General features: G+C 64.2%; 23 protein-coding genes and 1 tRNA gene. 12 read left to right on the forward strand and 12 right to left on the reverse strand.

All coding sequences use genetic code 11. The features are described from left to right. Positions 1-4: 4 nt before the first annotated feature. Both M511_RS03015 and M511_RS03020 read right to left on the reverse strand, forming a co-directional pair. Positions 5-445: a GNAT family N-acetyltransferase gene (locus tag M511_RS03015; protein WP_085501325.1), complete on the reverse strand. Its 441-nt coding sequence runs from the start codon at positions 443-445 to the stop codon at positions 5-7. Further along, complete coding sequence (locus M511_RS03020) at positions 442-1281, reverse strand: AAA family ATPase (protein ID WP_010393105.1); 840 nt, start codon at positions 1279-1281, stop codon at positions 442-444. The genes M511_RS03015 and M511_RS03020 overlap by 4 nt, the downstream gene beginning before the upstream one ends. Positions 1282-1444: 163 nt before the next feature. Here M511_RS03020 and dksA point away from each other — a divergent pair, with 163 nt between their 5' ends. The 3 genes from dksA to M511_RS03035 are packed head-to-tail and all read left to right on the forward strand — an operon-like array spanning position 1445 to position 3590. After that, on the forward strand, positions 1445-1867 hold the full coding sequence (dksA, locus tag M511_RS03025) for an RNA polymerase-binding protein DksA (protein WP_010393107.1): 423 nt from the start codon (positions 1445-1447) through the stop codon (positions 1865-1867). Positions 1868-1899: 32 nt separating this feature from the next. Further along, a complete protein-coding gene (locus tag M511_RS03030) occupies positions 1900-2478 on the forward strand; it encodes a DJ-1/PfpI family protein (RefSeq protein ID WP_085501326.1) in 579 nt (192 codons plus the stop codon). Positions 2479-2495: 17 nt separating this feature from the next. Then, entirely contained in the window at positions 2496-3590 is a 1095-nt protein-coding gene (locus tag M511_RS03035; protein WP_085501327.1) for an FAD-dependent monooxygenase, read from the forward strand. Between the two features lie 51 nt (positions 3591-3641). On the opposite strand, the gene glmM is transcribed toward M511_RS03035, so the two are convergent. The 8 genes from glmM to M511_RS03075 form a co-directional block, all read right to left on the reverse strand. Continuing rightward, positions 3642-4985 carry a phosphoglucosamine mutase gene (gene glmM / locus M511_RS03040; RefSeq protein WP_010393115.1) on the reverse strand — a complete coding sequence of 448 codons (1344 nt, stop codon included), beginning with the start codon at positions 4983-4985 and terminating at the stop codon, positions 3642-3644. Positions 4986-4995: 10 nt separating this feature from the next. Further along, complete coding sequence (folP, locus tag M511_RS03045) at positions 4996-5967, reverse strand: dihydropteroate synthase (RefSeq protein ID WP_010393116.1); 972 nt, start codon at positions 5965-5967, stop codon at positions 4996-4998. A 46-nt stretch (positions 5968-6013) separates the two neighbouring features. Next, on the reverse strand, positions 6014-6796 hold the full coding sequence (locus tag M511_RS03050) for a dihydroneopterin aldolase (RefSeq protein ID WP_010393119.1): 783 nt from the start codon (positions 6794-6796) through the stop codon (positions 6014-6016). A 78-nt stretch (positions 6797-6874) separates the two neighbouring features. Next, positions 6875-7366, reverse strand: coding sequence for a cell wall hydrolase (locus M511_RS03055; protein WP_010393120.1), 492 nt, complete (start codon positions 7364-7366; stop codon positions 6875-6877). Positions 7367-7630: 264 nt separating this feature from the next. After that, entirely contained in the window at positions 7631-10186 is a 2556-nt protein-coding gene (locus M511_RS03060) for a putative PEP-binding protein (protein ID WP_085501328.1), read from the reverse strand. Between the two features lie 160 nt (positions 10187-10346). Then, complete coding sequence (gene glyS, locus M511_RS03065; protein WP_085501329.1) at positions 10347-12449, reverse strand: glycine--tRNA ligase subunit beta; 2103 nt, start codon at positions 12447-12449, stop codon at positions 10347-10349. Continuing rightward, positions 12449-12919 (reverse strand): DUF6446 family protein, encoded by a 471-nt coding sequence (locus M511_RS03070; RefSeq protein ID WP_010393126.1) that lies wholly within the window; start codon positions 12917-12919, stop codon positions 12449-12451. Before M511_RS03070 ends, glyS begins: the two co-directional genes overlap by 1 nt. 1 nt (position 12920) lies before the next feature. Beyond that, positions 12921-13883 (reverse strand): glycine--tRNA ligase subunit alpha, encoded by a 963-nt coding sequence (locus tag M511_RS03075; protein ID WP_085501330.1) that lies wholly within the window; start codon positions 13881-13883, stop codon positions 12921-12923. Between the two features lie 80 nt (positions 13884-13963). Here M511_RS03075 and M511_RS03080 point away from each other — a divergent pair, with 80 nt between their 5' ends. Further along, a complete protein-coding gene (locus M511_RS03080) occupies positions 13964-15403 on the forward strand; it encodes a peptidoglycan-binding domain-containing protein (RefSeq protein ID WP_085501331.1) in 1440 nt (479 codons plus the stop codon). Here M511_RS03080 and M511_RS03085 read toward each other — a convergent pair. Further along, on the reverse strand, positions 15400-16848 hold the full coding sequence (locus tag M511_RS03085; RefSeq protein WP_085501405.1) for a TrkH family potassium uptake protein: 1449 nt from the start codon (positions 16846-16848) through the stop codon (positions 15400-15402). The two genes, M511_RS03080 and M511_RS03085, sit on opposite strands and share 4 nt — an antisense overlap. 85 nt (positions 16849-16933) lie before the next feature. On the opposite strand from M511_RS03085, the gene M511_RS03090 reads away from it, so the two are divergent. The 3 genes from M511_RS03090 to truA all read left to right on the forward strand — a co-directional run bounded on the left by M511_RS03090 (position 16934) and on the right by truA (position 19034). Continuing rightward, positions 16934-17007, forward strand: a tRNA-Gly gene (locus tag M511_RS03090). Between the two features lie 263 nt (positions 17008-17270). Beyond that, on the forward strand, positions 17271-18248 hold the full coding sequence (locus M511_RS03095; RefSeq protein WP_085501406.1) for a 5-bromo-4-chloroindolyl phosphate hydrolysis family protein: 978 nt from the start codon (positions 17271-17273) through the stop codon (positions 18246-18248). A 3-nt stretch (positions 18249-18251) separates the two neighbouring features. Beyond that, positions 18252-19034: a tRNA pseudouridine(38-40) synthase TruA gene (truA, locus tag M511_RS03100; protein ID WP_085501332.1), complete on the forward strand. Its 783-nt coding sequence runs from the start codon at positions 18252-18254 to the stop codon at positions 19032-19034. Positions 19035-19044: 10 nt separating this feature from the next. Here the strand turns inward: truA and M511_RS03105 are convergent, their stop codons facing one another. Beyond that, positions 19045-19950 (reverse strand): sugar transferase, encoded by a 906-nt coding sequence (locus M511_RS03105; protein WP_010393134.1) that lies wholly within the window; start codon positions 19948-19950, stop codon positions 19045-19047. Between the two features lie 155 nt (positions 19951-20105). On the opposite strand from M511_RS03105, the gene M511_RS03110 reads away from it, so the two are divergent. Genes M511_RS03110 through M511_RS03130 form a run of 5 tightly spaced genes read left to right on the forward strand, consistent with a single transcriptional unit; the run spans position 20106 to position 22775 of the window. Continuing rightward, positions 20106-20561, forward strand: coding sequence for a universal stress protein (locus M511_RS03110; protein WP_010393136.1), 456 nt, complete (start codon positions 20106-20108; stop codon positions 20559-20561). Then, positions 20561-21169 carry a CPBP family glutamic-type intramembrane protease gene (locus M511_RS03115; RefSeq protein WP_010393138.1) on the forward strand — a complete coding sequence of 203 codons (609 nt, stop codon included), beginning with the start codon at positions 20561-20563 and terminating at the stop codon, positions 21167-21169. Before M511_RS03110 ends, M511_RS03115 begins: the two co-directional genes overlap by 1 nt. A 53-nt stretch (positions 21170-21222) precedes the next feature. Next, entirely contained in the window at positions 21223-21777 is a 555-nt protein-coding gene (locus tag M511_RS03120) for a NifU family protein (protein WP_010393139.1), read from the forward strand. Next, a complete protein-coding gene (gene tsaB, locus M511_RS03125; RefSeq protein WP_085501334.1) occupies positions 21770-22363 on the forward strand; it encodes a tRNA (adenosine(37)-N6)-threonylcarbamoyltransferase complex dimerization subunit type 1 TsaB in 594 nt (197 codons plus the stop codon). Before M511_RS03120 ends, tsaB begins: the two co-directional genes overlap by 8 nt. Positions 22364-22370: 7 nt before the next feature. Then, a complete protein-coding gene (locus tag M511_RS03130) occupies positions 22371-22775 on the forward strand; it encodes a GNAT family N-acetyltransferase (protein ID WP_029371445.1) in 405 nt (134 codons plus the stop codon). Positions 22776-22826: the final 51 nt, after the last annotated feature.

Consider the following 22826-nt stretch of genomic DNA (forward strand, 5'->3'; position numbering starts at 1 on the left):
TTGGTCAAAGCTTGCGGTTGTAGCGGATAAAGGGCGATTTCGCCGCCACCCGATCATATAGCATCCGGGCCGGATAATTGTCCTCGGCCGTCAGCCAATAGACCGCAGGCACGCCGGCAGCATCCGCCGCCTCATAAACGGCCTCGATCAGCGCGCGGGCAACACCCCTGCCCCGTGCCTCGGACGAGGTGAACAGGTCCTGCAAATAGCAGACCCCCTCATCGCGCCACAGGTTGGGGTGAAAGACGTAATGGGTCAGCCCGACCAGCCGGCCATCGACCTCGGCCACCAGCCCGTGAAAGTCGCGCGCCTCACCCGAGGACAGTCTGGCAAAGGCGCGGTCATAGAATTCAGCCGGGCGGTCAGCAAAACCATAAAAGGCCTGATAGCCCTCGTAGAGACGCTGCCAACCCCTGCGATCCTGAGGGCGAAGGGGACGGATCACCTCTGTCTCCGCGCCATAAAGGCCAGCCGTTCGAACAGCGCCACATCCTGTTCGTTCTTAAGCAGCGCACCATGCAGCCGGGGCAGCATCTCTCCGGCCGGGCGGCGCAGGTCCTCGGGGGCAAGGTCTTCGGCAAGGATCAGCTTGAGCCAGTCCAGAAGCTCGCTGGTCGAGGGTTTTTTCTTAAGCCCCTGCACCTCGCGCAGTTCAAGGAACTGGCTCAGCGCCTCGTCAAGAATGCGGCGCTTGAGCCCGGGGTAATGCACCTCGACGATACGCTTCAGCGTCTCTGCATCAGGGAACCGGATGTAGTGGAAAAAACAGCGGCGCAGAAACGCGTCGGGCAGTTCCTTTTCATTGTTCGAGGTGATGATGACCACGGGCCGGTGGCGGGCGCGCACGGTCTCTCCGGTCTCGTAGACATGGAACTCCATGCGGTCGAGTTCCTGCAAGAGGTCATTGGGAAATTCGATATCGGCCTTATCGACCTCGTCGATCAGCAGCACGACCTTGCTTTCCGCATCGAAGGCCTGCCACAGCTTGCCCTTGCGGATATAGTTGGCGATGTCATGCACGCGCGGATCACCAAGCTGGCTGTCCCGCAGCCGCGACACGGCATCATATTCGTAAAGCCCCTGCTGGGCGCGCGTGGTCGATTTCACATGCCATTCAACGATGGGCAGATTCAGGCTTGCGGCAACCTGCCGCGCCAGCTCGGTCTTGCCCGTGCCCGGCTCTCCCTTGACCAGCAAGGGCCGCTCAAGCGTGATCGCCGCATTCACGGCCATGGCGAGATCGGGGGGAGCCACATAGGTTTCGGTCGAGGAAAACTGCATCCGCCTGTCCTTTGCGCAATCTGCGCGACCCTAGCCAGCAGAGACCCGCTCTGCAAGCTGGCGGGGCAAGGCGGAACGGAAAGGGCTAGTGACAATTCCCCTGCCATACTTTAAGGGGGCCGCAAGGTCCGGGCATACAAGCCGCCCGGATGCCGGAGGAACGATGAAAGCCCAGATCTTTCTGCCTGAAGATTATCGCCCCGCCGAAGACGAACCTTTCATGAACGAGCGGCAACTTGAATATTTCCGCCGCAAACTGATTGCATGGAAGCAGGAACTTCTGGATCAATCTGCCGAGACACTCGAAGGTCTGCAGGACAGCGCGCGCAATGTCCCCGATCTCGCCGACCGTGCGTCCGAAGAAACCGACCGCTCGCTTGAGCTGCGTACCCGCGACCGTCAGCGCAAGCTGGTCGCCAAGATCGACGCAGCACTGCGGAGAATCGAGACCGGCGAATACGGCTATTGCGAAATGACGGGTGAGCCGATCAGCCTTAAGCGGCTGGATGCGCGCCCGATCGCGACCATGACGCTGGAGGCGCAAGAGCGGCACGAGCGTCGCGAGCGTGTGCACCGCGACGACTAGGCCCTGGGACGCCCCGAACCGGGGAGAATGACATGCCGGACAAGTCCATGAAACCCGTGATGATCCTGTTGCTCGACAGGTTCGCCGATTGGGAGACAGCGCAGATCTCTGGTATCGGCGCAAGTTTCTACGGGCTCGACGTCCGCTATGTCACGCCCGGCGGCGGCAACCTGCGCTCGATGGGTGGGTTGTCGGTGACCGGGCTTGCCGACGCCACACCGCACGGGGATGAGGTGATCGTCCTTTGCGGCGGCGACAGCTGGCTGCGCGACGATGCCCCCGATCTGGGTGAAATGCTGCGTGCCGCCCATGACCGCGGTCAAACCATCGCTGGCATCTGCGGTGCCACGCTGGCACTTGGGCGCGCCGGACTGCTGGACGGGCGGGCACATACCTCGAACGGGCTGGAGTTTCTGCAAGGCCATCTGTCCGGCTATGCAGCCCAGGCGCATTACCGCGATGTCCCCCATGCTGTGGCCGATGGCGGCATCATCACCGCGCCCGGTTCCGCACCCGTGACCTTTGCCGCCGAGGTAATGCGTGCTGCCGGCTTGCCTGCCGATCAGGTCGAAGGCTTTATCGCCCTCGCCAGCGCCGAGGTGATGCGCTGAACCCCCGTTCCGTCACCATCATCGGGGCCGGAATCGCCGGTCTGACCGCTGCCTGTGCCTTGGCGCAACGCGGCTATCAGGTGACGGTGCTGGAACGTGCTGCCGCGTTGCGAGAGGTCGGCGCAGGATTGCAGATCTCACCCAATGCGGTGAGGGTGATCGAGGCGCTTGGGCTTTGGCCGCGATTCGAGGAAATTTCCGTACCTTCGCGTCGGGTCGAACTGCATGATTCCGTCGGGCGAACGGTCGCAGTACTTGATCTGGCCCGCCACCGCCCAGCCGACCACTTTCGCCTTGTCCACCGCGCCAAGCTGCTTGCAATACTCGAAACAGCCGCGCGCGAGGCGGGTGTACAGATCAAGACCGGGCATCAGGTCACCGACATACCCGATGTGCCGCTGCTCATCGGTGCGGACGGGGTGAAAAGCCGACTTCGGTCCGAACTTAACGGCATCGAAACCCCCTTCTTTACCGGCCAGACCGCATGGCGGACTCTGATCCCGGCAGAACCTGATGCAGCGCCGGTGGCACAGGTCTTCATGGGTCCGGGTCGGCATCTGGTCAGCTATCCGCTTGGTGCGGGTCTGCGCAATATCGTCGCCGTCGTCGAACGCCCGGACTGGAGAGAAGAAGGCTGGTCGATTGCCGGCGATCCGGTCGAGCTGCGCGCCGCCTTCGCCCGTTTTGGCGGTCCTGTGCCGGAATGGCTGGCCCGCGTCGATGAGGCCAGCATCTGGGGGCTGTTCCGCCACACCGTCGCCGCCCATTGGCAGGATGGTCGCCGCGCATTGATCGGAGACGCCGCGCATCCGACCCTGCCCTTTATGGCCCAAGGCGCGGTGATGGCGATTGAGGATGCCTGGGTACTGGCCGCCTGCCTTGCCGCCGATTCTGACCAACAGTCGGCACTGGCGCGGTTCCAGGCCCTGCGCCAGCCGCGCTGCCAGCGCATCGTCGAGGCCGCCAATGCCAATGCCCGCAATTACCATCTGCGCGGCCCGACCCGTGCCGTCGCCCATGCCGGGTTGCGCGCAGTTTCGCGGCTTGCGCCGGGCAGCATGATCCGGCGTTTTGCCTGGCTTTACGATTACGACCCGACCACCGTGGTCTGAGAGGGTCGGCAAGACGACCCCCTCAGCCCTATTCCGGCACCTGCGGACAGGTCAGGCGAATTGCTCGACCGCTGCGACGATGTTTTCCACGACTTCGCGCAGGACGGTTTCGTCCTCGGCCTCGGCCATGACCCGGATCAGCGGCTCCGTCCCGGATTTTCGGATCAGCACCCGTCCCTGACCGTTCAGCCGCTCTTCGGCCCGGGCGATTTCGGCCCGGACGCTGTCCTGCGACAACGGATCGGCCCCTGCGGCATAGCGCACGTTCTTTAGCAATTGCGGCACCGGCTCAAACTGCGCCACCAGTTCCGAGGCGCGTTTACCACTGTCAGCCAGCGCGGCAAGGAATTGCAGGCTGGCGATCAGCCCGTCGCCTGTGGTTGCATAATCGGTCATCACGATATGGCCCGACTGCTCACCCCCCAGGTTAAAGCCCGCGCCGCGCATCCGCTCGACCACATAGCGGTCACCGACGGCGGTACGCTCAAGCCGCAGCCCACGCCCTTGCAGGAACCGTTCAAGCCCCAGGTTCGACATCACCGTCGCCACCAGAGCGCCGCCGCGCAGCCGGCCCTGTGTGGCCCAGCGATCGGCAAGCAGCGCCATGATCTGGTCGCCGTCAGCCACCTTGCCCTTTTCATCAACGATCATCACCCGGTCGGCGTCGCCGTCCAGAGTGATCCCCAGATCAGCCCCATGTTCGACGACGGCGCGGGCGCAGGCTTCGGGGTGGGTCGAACCAACTTCGTCGTTGATGTTATAGCCGTTCGGGCTGACGCCCAGCGGGATCACTTCGGCGCCCAGTTCCCACAGCACATCGGGTGCGGCGCGATAGGCGGCGCCATTGGCGCAGTCGATCACGACCTTCAGCCCCTCCAGCCGCTGACCGGCCGGAAAGGTGGTCTTGGCGTATTCGACATAGCGCCCACGCCCATCGTCGATGCGCTTGGCGCGGCCGATGTTCTGGGGCTGGGCGGGTTCGATTTCGCCTGCGACAATCGACTCGATTTCGGCCTCGGCCTCGTCAGACAGTTTGAAACCGTCAGGACCAAAGAACTTGATGCCGTTGTCATGGGCCGGGTTGTGGCTGGCCGAGATCATGATGCCCACATCCGCCCGCATCGAGCGGGTCAGATAGCCCACCGCAGGCGTCGGCACCGGGCCGAGCAGCAGGACATTCATCCCGGTCGAGGTCAGCCCTGCCGTCAGGGCGTTTTCCAGCATATAACCCGACAGGCGGGTGTCCTTGCCAATGACGACGCGGTGGTGATCTTCGCCCTTGCGACGGAAATAGCGCCCGGCGGCGGCACCAAGCCGCAGCGCCATCTCGGCCGTCATGGGATGAGTATTTGCCCTGCCCCGGACACCATCGGTACCAAAAAGTTTCCTGCCCATCTTTACCTGCTCATCCTGTCTCTGTCGTCGCGGCCCGCCATAGGGCGATGCCCTGCCTTGTCTCCGCCACGTCATGGACGCGGTGGATCTGGATACCCTGCGCAATCCCGGCAAGCGTCAGCGCCAGTGTACCGGCCACCCGGTCGGCCGGACGTTCGACCCCACCGATACTGCCGATGAACCGCTTGCGCGACACACCCAAAAGCACCGCGCAGCCCAGCCCGTGGTAAAGCGAGATCCGGCGCAGGATAGCCAGATTATGCTCTTGCGTCTTGCCGAAACCAATGCCCGGATCGATCACGATCCTGTCGCGGGCGATACCCGCCGCTTCGGCCCGGGCGATGCGTTCGGCCAGCGCGTCATAGACGTCAAGCAGCACATCGCCATAGGTCGGGTTGTCCTGCATCGTTTCGGGGATGCCCTGAGCGTGCATCAGACAGACCGGCACACCCGAAGCGGCCACCATCCCCGCCATATCGGGGTCGAAGTCAAAGCCCGACACATCATTTACCATATGTGCCCCGGCATCGACGGCTGCACGGGCCACCTCGGCCTTGCGCGTATCGACCGAGATCACGGCGAGCCCCCGCGCCGCCTCGATAGCGGGGGTGACGCGGTCAATCTCTTCCGCGACAGGCACCTCGCGGGCGCCGGGTCGGGTCGATTCGCCGCCGATGTCCAGAATCTCGGCCCCCTGCCCGGCCAACAGCCGCACCTGCCCGGCCCCGTCATAGGTACCGCCATCCGAAAAGCTGTCGGGCGTCGTATTGACGATGCCCATGATGCGCGGCTGCTGCATCGAAAGGCCCAAAAGCGAGACACGCGGCGCGGTCAGCGCCTCAAGCACCGCATCCGGGGCGCTGTCCACGACACGCGGAGCCTCACCCCTGCGCAAAAGTTCGAATTGCGAAAAACGTACCCAGCCGCCGGCAAGCTGCCACCGGCCCGTCTCGCATGGAATAGGGCGGAAATAATCGGTCATATTTCCAAGTCTTTACGCCCCGTAGCGGGCGATTCAAGCCCGGCGATCAAAGATGACCCGTCGGAATGGGGAAATCCGCCGGCACCTCGGGCGCGGGCACACCCTGAGCCAACGCCCAGTCAAGCCGGCTTGCACCCAGCCGCTGCGCCAGCCACAGCGCCAGCGCCGTTGGCGTGGCAGGCAGGTCAGCCACGTCGCGGACCATGCGCGCAGGGGCCCAGACCACGGCGCGGCCCTCGGTCGCGGCCCAGTCCAGCTCGGTCCGGCTGTTGGCAACGGTCAGGCCCAGACGCCCCGCCAAGGCCCATGCAGCCTGATCCAGTGCCAAAAGCTCGATCTCGCGCAGGTTTCCACCCTGCGGCAGCGGCAGGCCCGGCGCGTCGGGTACCAGCGCCACCGCCCCTTCGGGCAGGGTCAGGTCGCGGCCATGCAGGATCACACGGATCGGCGCCTCGATCGGATCGGCAACGACACGGCCCTGACGGCGCACCAGCGTCACCCCCAGGGCACCAGGAATACGGTCCAGCTTTTCGATAGTGACCGAGACCTGTGCCGCGCGCGGATGGGCAAGGATCTGCGCCGCGATCTTTTCCGCCAGCGTCTCAAGCAGGTCATAGCGGCGGTCCGCCAGCCCCGCGGCGACAGCGCCGGTCAGAATGTCATAACTCAGGATCCGGTCCACCTCGTCATTGACGCCGACGACATGGGTGGCCAGTTCGACATCAATGTTAAAGCGCAGCCGCTGCTGTTGGCCCCGTTCGGTCTGGAACGCGCCAATCTCGGTCGAAAGGATATAGTCGCGCAGGTGGATACGATCAGGCTGGTCCATGCCGCCTGTGTTTTCAGGAAAACGGCCCCGCCGCAAGGGACAGGGCCGCTGCTTTGATGGCAAATTTGCGTCGCGGGCTCAGTTCGATGCCAGACGACGATCCGAGCGATAGAAGGTATGGCTGCCGATACGGATCGTGCGTTCGAACCGCTTGGTCCACGAGGGCTTGACGCCGCGAGCATGGAAATAGGTCGCGCCGTTGGTCAGCGTGCGTGGTGCGCCGGAAAGCGCGGCGACTGCGACCTTTTGCACGCGGGCAAAGGTGCCCTTTTCACGGATACGGGCGCCTTTGTTATAGGTGAACTGGCCGCGCTGGTTCACGACACCGCAAACGGTTTTTGGAAAGCGTGGATGGTCGACGCGGTTCAGGATTACTTCGGCCACGGCCTGCTGGCCGCGCAGACCTTCGCCGCGGGCCTCGAAATACAAGGCCTCTGACAGGCATTGCAGGTCATTGGGATCAATCTGGACGACCTGACGGCCACGCCCGGTCTTGATCTCGTACGCGACTTGGTGCTTTCCGTCAGCAAGCGCCGGAGTGGTGGCGACGGGCGAAAAAGCGACAACCATACACACAGAAACGCACGCCAGCCATGACTTGTATATCGACATGTTGGTCCTGTTTTCGGTCCGGGTCCGACCCGGTCGGTTTGAAACTGGGGTCCGCTACCTCAGCGGATATTCGGCGCTAGAGGCATGAAACAGGGCCATCCGATCCACCCCACATAGGCGTGAGCGGAGCGATTCAGTTGAATTTTAACGATTTTGGCGGAAACTCGCCGACGACAAATTAGGTTACGGGCAGATTCTGGCCAAAATCGGCCAGGCCGGGAACTAGGCCCCGACCGCCGAATCGGCCTCTTCGCGAGCCATGAGAATCGATTCTTGCGCCGCCGCCAGACGCGCCACCGGCACCCGGAAGGGCGAGCACGAGACGTAATTCACCCCCGCCCTGAGGCAGAAGGCAATGGATTCAGGGTTGCCACCATGTTCGCCGCAGACCGAGATGGTGATATCGGGCTTGGTGGCACGGGCGCGCTCGGCCCCGATGGCGACCAGTTCGCCAACACCGTCGCGGTCAAGAATGTGGAACGGGTCCTCGGAATAGACCCCCTGGCTGACATAAATGCCCATAAAACGGCCCGCGTCGTCGCGTGACAGCCCATAGGTCATTTGCGTCAGGTCATTGGTACCAAATGATAAGAATGCCGAATGTTCGGAAATTTCACCGGCACGCAGTGCTGCGCGCGGAGTTTCGACCATCACGCCAAGACGGTAGGTAAAGTCCTTGCGCGTCTCATTACGGACGGCGGCCGCGACAGCGTCGATCCGGGTCTTGACCAGCTCGACCTCACGCCTTGCGCTGACCAGCGGAATCATGATCTCGGGCACGACCGGATCGCCGTTATGGCTGGCCTCGATGGTCGCCTCAAAGATTGCGCGGGCCTGCATGTCATAAATTTCGGGCACGGTGATCCCCAGCCGCACCCCGCGCATCCCCAGCATCGGGTTGAATTCGCTAAGCGCCTCGACCCGGCGGGTCACGTCCGACAGGGGCAGGTCCAGTGATTCGGCCAGCTCGCGCATGCCCTCGCGGTCATGGGGCAGGAATTCGTGCAGCGGCGGGTCAAACAGGCGGATCGTAACCGGCAGGCCCGCCATGATTTCGAACAGCTTGGCGAAATCGCTGCGCTGCATGGGCAAAAGACGCTCAAGCGACAGGCGACGATCTTCAGGCCGTCCGGCAAAGATCATCTCACGCATGGCGGGCAGGCGCTCGTCATCAAAAAACATATGCTCGGTGCGGCACAGGCCGATGCCCTGAGCGTTGAACATGCGGGCGGTGCGGGCGTCCTCGGGCGTGTCGGCATTGGCGCGTACCCTGATGCGGCAATGCGCATCGGCCCATTCCAGCAGCTGGGCAAAGCTATCGTCCAGCGCCGGCTCAAGCATCTCGGCCGCACCGGCCAACACCTCACCCGAGGTGCCGTCGATGGTGATTTCTTCACCCTCATGAAACAACCGGCCGCCAACCATCATCGTGCGTGCACGCGCGTCGATCGAGATACCGCTGGCGCCGACGATGCAGGGCAGACCGATGCCGCGCGCGATCACCGCGGCGTGGCTGGTCATGCCGCCACGCTCCGTCAGAACAGCGACGGCGGCATGCATGCCGCGGATATCCTCGGGCACAGTCTCGCGGCGGACGAGGACGCAACGCTCACCCCGCGCCTCGGCAGCCTGAGCAGCGGCGGCGGTAAAGACGATGCGCCCGGTAGCCGCGCCCGGGCTGGCGTTGATGCCCCTGGTGATGACATCGCGGGGCGCGCGCGGGTCGACCTGATGGTGCAGCAGATCAGAGAGGGCGCGCGGCTCGACCCGCATCACCGCCTCTTCGGGCGTGATGATGCCATCGCGGGCCAGTGCCACGGCGATGCGGACGCTCGCGCGTGAGCTGCGGCCGACCCGTACCGCATCAATGATCGACAGCTTGCCATCCGAGACGACGAATTCGATCTGCATCTCTTCGCGCAGGCGTTCACGCGCGGCGACGCCAAAGCGGACAAGATCGGCGAACACCTGCGGTGCCGCCTCTTCCAGCGAGGGGCCGCGCGGGTCGCGCACGAGATAGAGCGTCTCGGCCCCCTCGCCTTTGGCACGGCCCTGGGTCTGACCCCGGAACCGGCCGGTGATACGCGGCATGCCGGTAACGCTGTCTATGAACTGGATGGTGCCAGAGCCGGTTACGCCCGGCCCGATCGCCAGTGCCATGTGCTGCACCACCAACCCAAGCGGCGCATTGGCCGGCGCACCCTTGGCCTGACGCAAAAGCCGGGCGGTCGGCCCGTCCCAGGCCCGCGCCATACTGCGCAGCACTTCGGCCAGCTGGCGGGCAGGGTCCTGGGGGAATTCTTCGTCCGTTTCGTCCTCATAGGCGCGCAGGGCAGCGGCAAGCCCGCCCTCGCTGTCCGAGAACATGTCGGGGTCCAGCCGCGCAACGTGGATGGCATAGGACTGCACAAAGCCCAGGTAGATCGCATCTGCCGCTGCCTTGCCCCGGCTTTGCACCAGAAGGGCGTGGCGTTCGTGGTTGATGCCGACATTCAGCACCGTTCCCGGTCCGCCCCACGCCGGATCTACTGCCGAGGGGCGCACGCTGACCAGCCCATCCGCACGATCAATGATCGCGGCAAGCCGGGCGCGGTCGGGCATCTGCCCGGCAGCAATGGCGCGTACTGCTTCGGCCGAGATGGCGAAGCTTGCCGGAACCGGCAGCTCCATCCGGATCAGACGCTGCAGGCATTTTGCCCGCCAGCCATGACGCGCGGTCTGAATCCCCGCCGAGGGGGTGATTTCGACGATGGCTCCTGGATCAGTCAGCGCGGTCATGATGCCGTCACATTAGGCATGGCAAGCGCATTGCTGCAAGTGCGAAGCGCAGGTCGGCAGCGCGGGGAGCGGGGGCTCTGCCCCCACGCTCCTGCGGCCCCTCAATGGGGCCCCAGGAGCGTTCCCCCGGGGATATTTGGGCACGAAAGAAAGGCTGGGATCAGCCCTCGATCCGGCCGAAATCAGCGATCAGCCGGCCTGCCTCGCGGATGCGGGAGAGCAGGTTCAGGCGGTTGCGGCGCACGATCTGATTGTCGGTATTGATCTGTACCGCCTCGAAAAAGGCGTCGATCGGCCCCCGCAGAGCGGCGATCGCCTGCATCGCAGCAGGGAAATCCTCGCCCGTGACAGCATTGCGGATCGCAGGTTCGGCCTGATCAAGTGCGGCGAACAGGGCGCGTTCCTCATCAGTTTCTGCGAATTTCGGATCAGCGCCGAAGCTGTATTCAACCCCGTCCTTATCCTCGGCCTGGGCGAGGATGTTGCCGGCGCGTTTCAGCCCTTGCAGCAGGTTGGTGCCGTCATCGGTCCGCAGCACGTCGTTCAGCGCCGTGGCACGGTTCACCAGCAGCACGAGATCGTCGCTGCCCGGCATGTTCAGCACGGCGTCGATGATGTCATGACGGATGCCCTGATCGCGCAAATGGACCTTGAGCCGGTCGTGGAAGAAAGCGAGGAGGTCGTTTTGCAGCGTCGCAATCTGCTGATCGCCCTGCCCAGGCGTGAGCGCGGCCAGATGCGCCTCGCCAAAGAGGCGGAAGAGTTCGGACAGGCCAAGGCGCGCACCGTTCACCAGCACCAGCCGGATCACGCCAAGTGCGGCGCGACGCAACGCGAAGGGATCCTTCGACCCGGTCGGCTTTTCGTCGATGGCCCAGAAGCCGGTCAGCGTATCCAGCTTGTCAGCCAGCGCCACCGCGACCGACACCGGCGCGGAAGGCACCGCATCCGAGGGACCGAGCGGCGAATAATGATCTCGCGCAGCATCGGCCACCGCGGCAGGCAGCCCGGCCTCAAGCGCGTAATAACGACCCATGATGCCTTGCAGTTCCGGGAATTCGCCGACCATGGCCGAGCGCAGGTCAAGCTTGGCCACCCTGGCCGCTTGCTCGGCCTGATCGGCATCGGCGCCGACCAGTGGGGCGATCTGACGCGCAAGGGCAGCGATGCGGGTAATGCGGTCGGCCTGAGAGCCAAGCCTGCTCTGGAAGGTCACCGCCTTGAGACCCTCGGCCCAGTCGGTCATGCCTGACCTGGCCTCGCGCAGATCGTTTTCCCAGAAGAAGGCCGCGTCCGAAAGGCGGGCGGCCAGGACGCGCTGGTTGCCCTTGAGGATCGTTTCGCCCTGATCCGAAGTCTCGATATTGGCGACGGTGACAAAGCCCTCGATCCGGCCCGACTTGGGGTTACGGGCCGAAAAGAACTTCTGATGCTCTTTCATCGAGGTTTGCAGCACTTCGGGCGGCAGCGACAGAAAGCGATCCTCGATCGCACCCATCAGCGGCACCGGCCATTCGACCAGACCGGCGACCTCGGTCAGCAGCCCTTCGTCCGGGACAATTTCCCAGCCGCGGGCAAAGGCCAGATTAGCGGCCTCTTGCCGGATCGCCGCCTCACGTTCGGCTGAATCCAGCATCACGCGCGCACGGCGCAGTTTCGCGGCATAATCGTCAAAGCCGGAAACGGTGAATTCCTCGGGTGCCATGAAGCGATGGCCGCGGGTGGTGTTGCTGGCGCGAATGCCTTCGATCTCAAGTGGCACCACACTTGCACCCGATTCGTCCGTGAGCAGGCACAGGATCGAGTGCAGAGGCCGCACCCAGCGCAGATTGCCCGCGCCCCAGCGCATCGATTTGGGCCAGGGAAAGTTACGGATCGCGGCCTCAAGCACCTCGGCCACAATATCGGCCGCCGGACGACCGGGGCGGGTGATGGTGGCGAACCAGACCTGCCCTTTCTTGTCATCGCGGGCCTCAAGCTGGTCACGGGTCAGGCCAGTTGAGCGCAAAAACCCCTCCAGCGCGGCCTCGGGCGCGTCGGTCCGCGGGCCCTTGCGCTCTTCACGGGTGGTGGGGCTATGGGCGCTGAGCCCTTCGATCGCCAGCGTCAACCGGCGCGGGGTGCTGAAAACACCGGCGGAACGGTAAGTCAGGCCGGCCTCGACCAACCCGTCGGTGACGAGTTTCTTGAGGTCCTCGCGCGCGCGGGCCTGCATCCGCGCCGGAATTTCCTCGGAGAACAGCTCGATCAGAAGGTCGGCCATCAGTCCATCACTCCGCGTTCGGGGGTCTTGTCATTGAATTGGTGCCAGCCAAAGGCGCGGCCGTCGGGATAGACCGCAATCACGCGGTCCACATCGGGGCGGACCTCGGCCTGGGAAAGATAGGCCCGGGCGGCCCCGGATTCGATATCAGCGCCAATCTGCCCGGCCTGAAAACAGGAAAACCAGCCCGGGCCGTTCAGCGGCTGCGCCTCGGGGAAGGGTTCGGCCCCTGCGGGCAAAGGCTCGGTCAGGCGAAAACAGGCCCGCCAGCGGATCGGAGAGCTGCTGGCGTCGATGACCTGCACCTCGCTGGCCGGCACAGGCACGCTTTCACCGTTCACAGTCGCGGTCAGCGTGACCGAGGCCGGGTCCAGCCGGTCGTAAAAAGCATATTGCTGCGCGTACCAGACCCCTGCCCCCGCAACGGCGGCAGTAACGATCAGCACAAGGGCGGGAAAGCGGCCGTCCATCCTAGGCCCCAGCCGGGAAGGCGGGCAGCGGCTCGCCCGTGGCGGCCGAGGTGGTCACAAACAGATCCGCACAACGTTTGGCCAGCGCCCGCACCCTGCCGATATAGGCCTGCCGCTCGGTGACCGAGATCACCCCGCGCGCATCAAGCAGGTTGAACAGGTGGCTGGCCTTGATCGCCTGATCATAGGCAGGATGCGCCATCGGGATCTGCCGCCCGGCGGCATCGGTCTCGGCCGCGGTCAGGATGCGCTCGCATTCGGCCTCGGCATCCTCAAAGTGGCGCAGCAGCATTTCCGTATCGGCCTGCTCAAAGTTCCAGCGCGAATATTCACGCTCGGCCTGACGGAAGATGTCGCCATAGGTCAGCGGGATCGGGCTGTCGGGATGGTTAAACGGCATGTCCATCACATGCTCGACCCCAAGGACATACATCGCCAGCCGCTCAAGCCCATAGGTCAGCTCGCCCGAGACCGGGCGGCAGTCATGCCCGCCGACCTGCTGGAAATAGGTGAACTGGCTGACCTCCATCCCGTCACACCAGACTTCCCAACCCAGGCCCCATGCGCCCAGGGTCGGGCTTTCCCAGTCATCCTCGACAAAGCGGACATCGTGGATCATCGGATCAAGGCCGATGGCGGCAAGGCTGCCCAGATACAGCTCTTGCAGGTTCGGCGGCGAGGGTTTGATGATAACCTGATATTGATAATAGTGCTGCAGGCGGTTCGGGTTCTCGCCATAGCGCCCATCGGTCGGGCGGCGCGAGGGCTGGACATAGGCCGCAGCCCAAGGCCGGGCACCCAGACTGCGCAGCGTGGTCGCCGGGTGGAAGGTGCCGGCACCGACCTCCATGTCATAGGGTTGCAGCACCGCGCAGCCCTGTGCGGCCCAATAGGATTGCAGGCGCAGGATCACGTCCTGAAAGCAGACGGGTTTGGCCGTCTGGTTGTCCTTTGGGCTGGTCATCGGGGCTTCCTTCGGCATAACTGGCAGGAAATGTCTGCCGCCTTCTAGGCAGAGGGCGGCGCAGGGTCAATGAGAGGGACATGCCCATGGGGCGCTTTGCATTCGTCTTTGGTGCGGCTTTGCCGCTGGCTCTCGGCTCGGCCGCGCTGGCCGAGGATGTGGTGATCCGCATCGAGGCCAAGCGCGGGGCCGAGGCCGCTCAGGCCAGCGCCGAAGCATGGGGTGCACAGTTTCCCGATGTCGTAACCTTTCCGTTAAGCGAAGGCTGGGTCGGAATCGCCCTTGGCCCCATGCCGCGCGAAGTTGCCGCAGCGCGGCTGGACGAGCTGAAACAACAGCGCAAAGTTCCGGGCGACAGCTTCATTGCCACCGCCGAGGGGCGCAGCTTTACCCCGCTGAACGTGACCGCCGCCGCCGAACCCGCAAACTCTGCCGGCAATGCCTCGACCTTCCCGCAGGACACGGCCGCAGCTGTGACCGGGGATCCGGCATCCCCGGCAGTCGCACCCGAACCGGTCGCCGAACCCGAGCCGGCGAAATTCTTCCTGCGCCTCGAATCAAGCCCCAATCGCGCCAAGGCCGAAGAGATGCTTGAAAAATGGCGCCAGACCCTGCCCGAATCCGGGCTCTGGACCCTGCCAAATGGCCGCTCGGCCATCGCCTTTGGCCCGATGGACGAGGCGACGGGCACCGCCTGGCTCAAGGCGTTCAAAAATGCAGGCGCGGTACCCAAGGACGCCTTCCTCTCACCCGCCGAGGACATGGGTGAGGTCGCCATTGCCGGCAAGACGCCCGAGCTTGGCGCCCCCCCGGCACCCGAGGCCGAGCCGGTTTCCATGCCTCCGCTTGAAGATATCCAGCGTGCCCTGCGTTGGGCCGGCCATTACGAAGGGTCCATCGACGGCAAGGACGGCCCGATGACCCGCGCCGCGATCGCGGCCGAGATCGTGCGCCTGCGGGCCTCTCCCGACACCGCCACCGCCATGGCCGAGCTGATCGCCCGCCGCGCTGCATGGCGGGCCGAAATGGGGCTGGCCGAGCTGCAGGACAGCCACACCGGCCTTACGCTGCCTGCCCCCATGGACAAGCTGCAATTCGAACGGGCAGAGCGTGCACTGTCGATCTATGGGCCCAAGGACGGCTCGGGTGCGGCGCTGATCCTCTTTTCACAGCCCGGCGGCCAACAGGAAATGCTGGACCTGGCAGGTCTTGTCACCGCCCTTGGCTGGGTACCGTCGCCTGAACGCAAGGTGACGCGTGGCGCAGTCACGCTTGATGGTCAGAACCAGACCCATATCGGCCATGCCGAAGCCAGGGTGATCGACGGCCGGGTACAGGGTTTTGTCCTGATCTGGCCGGTCTCGGACCCTGAAAACCAGCACCGCCTCGCGGCTGAAATTTCGGACAACCTGACCCGCTTTGCCCCCGGCGCAGGCGAAGCCCAGCCCGAGGTGCCGGCCATCGCCCCGGCAGACCCCCCCGAGACGCCCGCGCCGGAACCGGCCACCCCCGCGAACTAGCTGCGCCAGAACCGCGGCAGGAACAGGACAAGCACCGAGATCAGCTCAAGCCTGCCAAGGTACATGCCAAAGATCATCAGCCATTTCGACGCGGTGGGGAAATTCGTTACCCCACCGTTATCGGTCATCTCAGGCCCCCAGACAGTTCCAACGTTGGCAATCGCGGTCCAGGCCGCAGTCAGTGCGGTGCGCGGATGCAGCCCGGTCAGTGCCAACCCGATGATCAGCAGCCCAAAGGACAGGATGAACAGGGTAAAGAAGGACATGACCGAATCGATCACGTCCTCGTCCAGTGGGCGGCCATCGTAAAGCAGCGGGAACACCCGATGCGGCGACTGCATACGCCGCAGCTGCGCCTTGACCGCCTGAAACAGCACCAGATAGCGGAACACCTTGACTGAACATGAGGTCGAGCCGGTGCAACCTCCGATCAGCCCGACGACCAGCAGGATGACAAAGGGGAAATGCCCCCATTGCGTCACATCCGTTGTGGATAGTCCCGTCCCGGAAAAGGCCGAAACCACGTTGAAAGTAGTTTCCCGGATAACATCCAGAGGGTTTTTTGCCTCCAGCCACAGCAGCCGGTAAAGGACGATCACCGCCACCGCATAAAAGGTCCAGCGCAGATAGGCCCGGACCTGAATGTCGCGCCATAAGGGCTCTGCCGAGCCCCGGATCAGCTGCACCATGCGGATAAAGGGAATCGAGGCCATGATCATAAAGAACGCGGCCGCATATTCCGGCGCACCGATATAGGGGCCGAAACTCGAGTTATAATTGGAAAACCCGCCGGTCGAACAGGTGGACAGCGCAAACACCAGCGCGTCAAACCCCTTCATCCCCAGAAGGATATAGACCACCATGCTACAGGCGGTCATGGCAATATACACCCCGGTCATCTCGCGCGCGATGTCAAAGGCGCGGGGCAGGATCTTACCCAGAGTGTCAAAACCCTCCGAGCGAAAGAACTGCATCCCCCCGACCTTCATCACCGGCAGAAAGATCATGGCGACAACGATGATCCCAAGCCCGCCTGCCCAGTTCAGAAACGCCCGCCACAGATTCGTGCCCTTGGGCAAACTGTCCAGATCGGGAAAGACCGTGGTCCCTGTTGTGGTCATCCCCGACATGGCCTCGAAATAGGCGTCGGTGAAACTGGCCTGCGGCTCGCCCAGCATAAAGGGCAGCGCCCCGGCAACCGGCACGACAAGCCACAGCATCGCGGTCAGCAGGAACACCTGCTGAATCGCAAGCGACTTGTCGGACTGCCGGGTGGACAAGGCGACAAGGCCACCTGCAAGCATGGTCAGAAAGCTGCTTTCCAGAAAGCTCATCCAATGAGCATCGCCATGCCACCAGTCCACCAGCATGGGCAGCGTCATCGCCGCCCCCAGCGTGACCACAACCTTGCCTACGATATTGGCGACGGGACGGATATCGATCATGCCGCCTGCTTGCCCCGCCGCCATGCAACCGTCAAGCGCGTGACGCTTGCGCAAGAACACGTCTGCCCCTATAGAAAAGCCCGATGCGGGTGTAGCTCAATGGTAGAGCAGCAGCCTTCCAAGCTGAATACGTGGGTTCGATTCCCATCACCCGCTCCATCCCCCACCTTCTTTCGTGCTGAAATATCCCGGGGGAGCGCCGCAGGCGCGGGGGCAGAGCCCCCATCCATCCAGCCAGTCACACCGCACAAGCCTTCGCCCTTCCGTTCGGGCCGGGGGCGCCCTATATCCTGCGGGCAACCCGCGGAAATGCGCCGAAAGGAAGCCGATGTCCCAGAAAGCCATGCAGCGCCTGTCCTTCTTTCTGTTGATGGGTCTGACGCTCTATGCTTCCTTTGTAGGCGCTGGCTAAGGGGGCAATGATGGCAAAGCGTTTCGGCGGCCGCTTTTCGCCGCAGCCCCGGCTGGACGGAACCGACCTGCGCGCCCCCGCGCGGCCAGCACCGGGCGAGTTCCGCCACCCGCTCGAATCGCGCACCCGCTGGGTGACGATCATGGCGATCCCCTTTCTCATCAGCGCCTTCTGGCAGGACCCGAACGGACTCGCGCTGCACCTGATCGCCTTTGGCGCTGTTGCCTCGGGCATGTGGATGACCCGCGAGGGACTGCAGGCCGAGGCTGCATATGACGCACGCCGCGTCGCACGCCGACCGGCGATCCCGCGCAAGCTCTTTGGGGGCATCCTGACTGGCCTTGGCCTTGCCATCGGCTCTTATGTGCCGGGGGCAGAGGCAGGCGCAGGCGTGATCGGCTTTGCCGGGGCCATGCTGCACTGGCTGGCATTCGGCACCGACCCGATGCGTGACAAGGGGATGGAGGGCATCGACGGTTACCAACAGGACCGCGCCCAACGCATCGTGGCCGAGGGCGAAGCCCATCTGAAGGCCATGCAGGACGCGATTCTGCGGACCGGCGATCGCCGGCTTGAGGCCCGTGTCGGCATGTTCGCTGCCACCGCCCGCGAACTTTTCAGCCATGTCGAGGAAAACCCCGACACCATCTCCGCCGTGCGCCGCTATCTCAGCGTCTATCTGCAAGGGGCGCGCGATGCGACAGTGAAATTCGCCGATCTCTATGTCCAGACCCGCGACCAGCGCGCCCGGCAGGATTATGAAACGCTGCTTACCGATCTGGAAACCGAATTCGCCGCCCGCAGCGCCCGCCTGCTCGAAGGGGGGCGCACCGATCTCGACATTGAAATCAGCGTGCTGCGCGACCGGCTGGTTCGCGAAGGGGTTCGCCCCGCGCCCACCCCACCGGCCGAGCCGGCAGAGCTGCAGCGCCCGATGACACTGGACGATCTGCTGATTCCCCGCGAATCGGAAAAGTCGCGCCGTTAGACCATGCCTCGTTTCGCGCTGCTGATCGAATATGACGGCGGTCCCTTCGCCGGCTGGCAGGCGCAGGCCGACCGCCCCAGCGTGCAAGGCGCGGTCGAGGCCGCATTGGCCCGTCTTGACCCTGGCTTTGCCCAGGGCGCCCGCATCGCTGCCGCCGGTCGCACCGATGCCGGTGTACATGCGACTGGTCAGGTCGCCCATGCCGATCTGATTCGTGACTGGGACCCGTTCCGCCTCTCTGAGGCATTGAACTGGCACCTGAAACCTGCGCCCGTCGCCATCCTTGCCGTGGCAAGGGTCGATGATGAGTTTCATGCCCGCTTCTCAGCCTTTGAGCGGCGCTACCTGTTCCGCCTGATTTCGCGCCGCGCGCCGCTGACGCATGATCGTGGCCGCGCCTGGCAGGTCTCACACCCGCTGGATCTGGCCGCCATGCGCGAGGGCGCAGCGCATCTGCTGGGGCGGCACGACTTTACCACCTTCCGTTCGACCATGTGTCAGGCGAAAAGCCCGGTGAAAACGCTGGATGAGTTGACGATCACCGAGGCCGAGATCCCGCAAGGGCGCGAATACCGCTTTACCCTGCGCGCACGCTCATTTCTGCATAATCAGGTGCGCTCGATCGTCGGAACGCTTGAGCGGGTTGGCGCGGGCTCATGGCCCCCCGACCGCGTCGCCAAGGCATTGGAGGCGCGCGACCGCGCCGCCTGTGGCCCGGTTTGCCCGCCGCAGGGGCTGTACCTGACAGGGGTCAGCTATCCGCAAGACCCCTTCGCCACAAGCTAGCAGCAGCCGATCATTCGGCCGGAACACCGGGCCGGGTCTGAGAGGGTTGGATCTGGGAAAGCGCCGGCGTCGAAGCCCGCGCGGATTGCAGGCGCGGCCCGCCAGAGACAGCGACTTTCTGCGCTGTGTTCTCGGAGACGGGTTTGCCTGCCTCCAGCTTTTGTCCGCTGGGCACCCGGCGGGCGCGGCGGCCCTGCCAGTTCGGGATCAGCACGGTCATCACCGTATGCCAGATGATCCACAGATCCATGCGCAAGCTGCGGCGGCGCTGATAGATCAGGTCCAGACGCAATTTGGTCGGCAGGCAGCGACGGTAATAGGCGGCCTCGGTCGCCTCTGCCGTCTGGCAGCGCGCCATGATCCGGTCCTCATGCGCATGATAGATCATCGTCGCAAGCCCGGTGACACCTGGCCGGTTCTTCAGCACCTGTGAATAAAGCGCAGGGAAACGTTCGACATATTCGCGCAGCGGCGGACGCGGGCCGACAAAGCTCATATCGCCGCGCAGGATGTTGAAAAGCTGCGGCAGCTCGTCGATGCGGGTACGGCGCAGGATGCGGCCGACACGGGTGATGCGCCAATGTTTATGCCCGCCGGTCGCACCGAAATCCCCTTCGTCCCGCAGCATGGTGCGGAACTTCAGCAGGTTGAACGGCTCACCCGGCGCGCGCATGCGGGGCGCGACGTACAGCAGGGGCCGCCCTTGAGTGACCAGCAAAACCACCGCAACCACGGCCATGACGACCGACAGGGGGACAAGCAGAACAAGTGCCAGGAAAATGTCAAAAAGGCGCTTGCCCAAGGTCATGCCGACCCGGGTCTGCGCCTCTTCACGTGCGATCCAGCCCAGATCGACATTTGTTATCGAGGCCAGATCGCGACGGTCGGCTTTGTCCCAATCGTGGTGAATCGTCACAATACCGTCCCGCGTTTGGCACCTTGGAGAACTTTTCTCGCCTAACATAGCGACTTGCAATTTGAAACTCCTGCAAGCGCGAAACAGAGCGAGACTTGCAGAACCGTGTCCTTTCGGCCAGTCTTTGCTTATTCTGGGCAGCCAAGGCAGGGTACATGCGGAAATTTCTGGTGGTTCTGGATGACACGCGAGAATGTCTGAATGCTATCCGCTACGCCGCTCTACGCGCAGCCAAGACTGGCGGCGGTGTCCAGGTTCTCGGGGTGATTCCGGCCACAGCTATCCAGCATGGCATGGGCGTCGCCGAGGTTATGCGCGCCGAGGCATATGAGCGGATCGAGGCGCATTACGAAGTCTTTGCCAAATGGATGCGCGACCGCCCCGGCATCGAGCCCGAACTGGTGGTCCGCGAAGGAGAGCCCGCGACCGAGCTATTGGCCCAGATCCATACCGATCCCGAAATCGGCGTGGTGGTGCTGGCGGCCGCGACCGAAAACGCCGGTCCCGGACCTCTGGTCACAAGACTGATGCGAGAGGTCGCCAGCCTGCCCTGCACCATCACCATCGTGCCCGGCGACATCTCGCGCGAACGGCTGGAACAGATCACCTGATGAACCGTGGGCTGGCCTTGGCCACGCTTGCGGCGATTCCAGTGCTTGCATGGATATTTCATCAACTTGGCCACCTTGAGGGGCTGCGCCCGCTGACGGCCATTGCAATCGGGCTTGGGCTTTACTGGACACTTATCGTCGGCGCGCTCTGGCATTGCGACGGATGGTCGCTACGCCCTTACCTGCCCCCGGGCCTGACGCTGCTGGCCCTGACAGCATTCGTCGCTGCCTGCGCCCTTTGGGCCGGAACCGCACCGCTGCAACTGTCGGCACATGTGTCTGGCGCGGTCGCTTTGGCCGCGCTGATCAACGGCACCCTGGAAGAGGCTTTCTGGCGTGGCGCACTGATTCCCCGCCCCGGCCCAAGCGCGCAGGCTGTGGCCACAGGGCTATTCATCCTGTGGCATCTGGCCCCTGCCCTTGCCATGGCACGGCTTGATGCGCCGGGCGGCGGGGTTGGCACCATCCTTGGGGCAACAGTGATTGCGCCGTTTCTGATGGCGGCACGGCTGTCCTCGGGGACGGCGGGGGCCGGGGCGATTGCGCATGTGCTGGTCAATTTCCTTGTCTTTGCAAGGCTCGCCGCGGCGAATGGAATACCGGTCTGACTTGACTTGTTCCCCCTTCGATCCCCATATCCGAGGGCAAAGGAGCCCGCGCCATGTTCATCCAGACCGAAACCACCCCCAACCCCGCGACGCTGAAGTTTCTGCCGGGTGAAACCGTGCTCGGCGACGGCACCGCTGATTTCCCCGCGCCCGAGGCTGCGGCCACCAGCCCGCTGGCCCGCCGCATCTTTGCCGTTCCGGGCGTGACCGGAGTGTTTCTCGGTTCGGATTTCGTGACGGTGACCAAGGCCGATGATGCGGTCTGGGACCATCTGAAACCCTCGGTCCTTGGCGCGATCATGGAGCATTACCAGTCCGGCGCTCCGGCCATCGAAGGCGCGACCGGCAGCGCCCATAACGATCAGACCGGCCCCGATGCCGAAATCGTCAACCAGATCAAGGAACTGCTGGACACCCGCGTCCGCCCCGCCGTGGCGCAGGACGGCGGCGACATCACCTTCCACGGCTTTGATCGCGGCGTCGTCTATCTGCATATGCAGGGCGCTTGCGCCGGCTGCCCTTCGTCCACGCTGACCCTGAAAATGGGCATCGAGAACCTGCTGCGCCATTACATCCCGGAAGTGACCGAGGTGCGGCCCGTTGGCTGAGACGTTTTCGCTGGGTTTCGACACATCGGCCGCGCATTGCGCGGCCGCTTTGCTGCAAGGCGACAAGCTGCTGGCCCACCGCCACGAGGAAATGGCCCGCGGCCAGGCCGAGCGTCTGTTTCCTCTGCTTGAAGAGGTGCTGACCGGGGCTGGCGTCGTCTGGAGCCAGCTTTCGGTTCTTGGCTGCGGTATCGGGCCGGGAAATTTTACCGGTATCCGCATCTCGGTTGCGGCGGCGCGGGGGCTCGCCTTGTCGCTTGGCATCCCCGCAGTAGGCGTCGGCGTAACCGAGGCTGCCGCGCATGGCCTGCCTCGCCCCTGTCGTGTCGCTGTCCCCGCCCGTAATGGCGAGGTGATCTGGCAGGATTTCGGCCCCGGCCTTACCTCGATGCCCGAACAGGGAACGTTGCACGATCTGCCTGCGGGGCCACCGTTATTGTCCCCCGTGATGCCACTGGCCGAGGCAATTGCCCGCATTGCGGCCGAACGGCGTGACCATCCGGATCTGCCGTGCCCGGCCCCGATCTATCTGCGCCCGGCCGATGCAGCCCCGGCGCGTGACCATGCGCCGCCCATCCTGCCCTGACGCCGCCATGACCCCCCAAACGCTGGCCGCACTGCATCGCAGCGCCTTTACCACCCATCCCCGCCCATGGTCCGAGCCTGAGTTTAAGGGCCTGTTGACCAGCCCGGCGAATTTCCTGCTGACCCGCCCACCCCACGGCTTTCTGCTGGGTCGTTGCATCGTGGATGAGGCCGAGTTGCTGACGCTGGCCATCGCACCCGAGGCAAGGCGTCAGGGTCTGGCCTCTGCCCTGCTTGACGAATTCGCCGCCACGTCATGCCAGCGGGGCGCGGTCCGGGCATTTCTTGAGGTCGCCTCGGACAATGTTCCCGCCTTGGCACTTTACGCAGGTGCTGGCTGGGAAACCGTTGGAAAGCGACGTGATTATTACGCCTCTGGCGTCGATGCAGTACTGATGCAGCGAACGCTTTGATCCCGGATAAGCCTGTTGACGGATTCGGGCCCATGCGCCCTAATTCGTAAA

It is taken from the genome of Paracoccus sp. J56 (assembly GCF_019633685.1).
GTDB classification, from domain to species: domain Bacteria; phylum Pseudomonadota; class Alphaproteobacteria; order Rhodobacterales; family Rhodobacteraceae; genus Paracoccus; species Paracoccus kondratievae.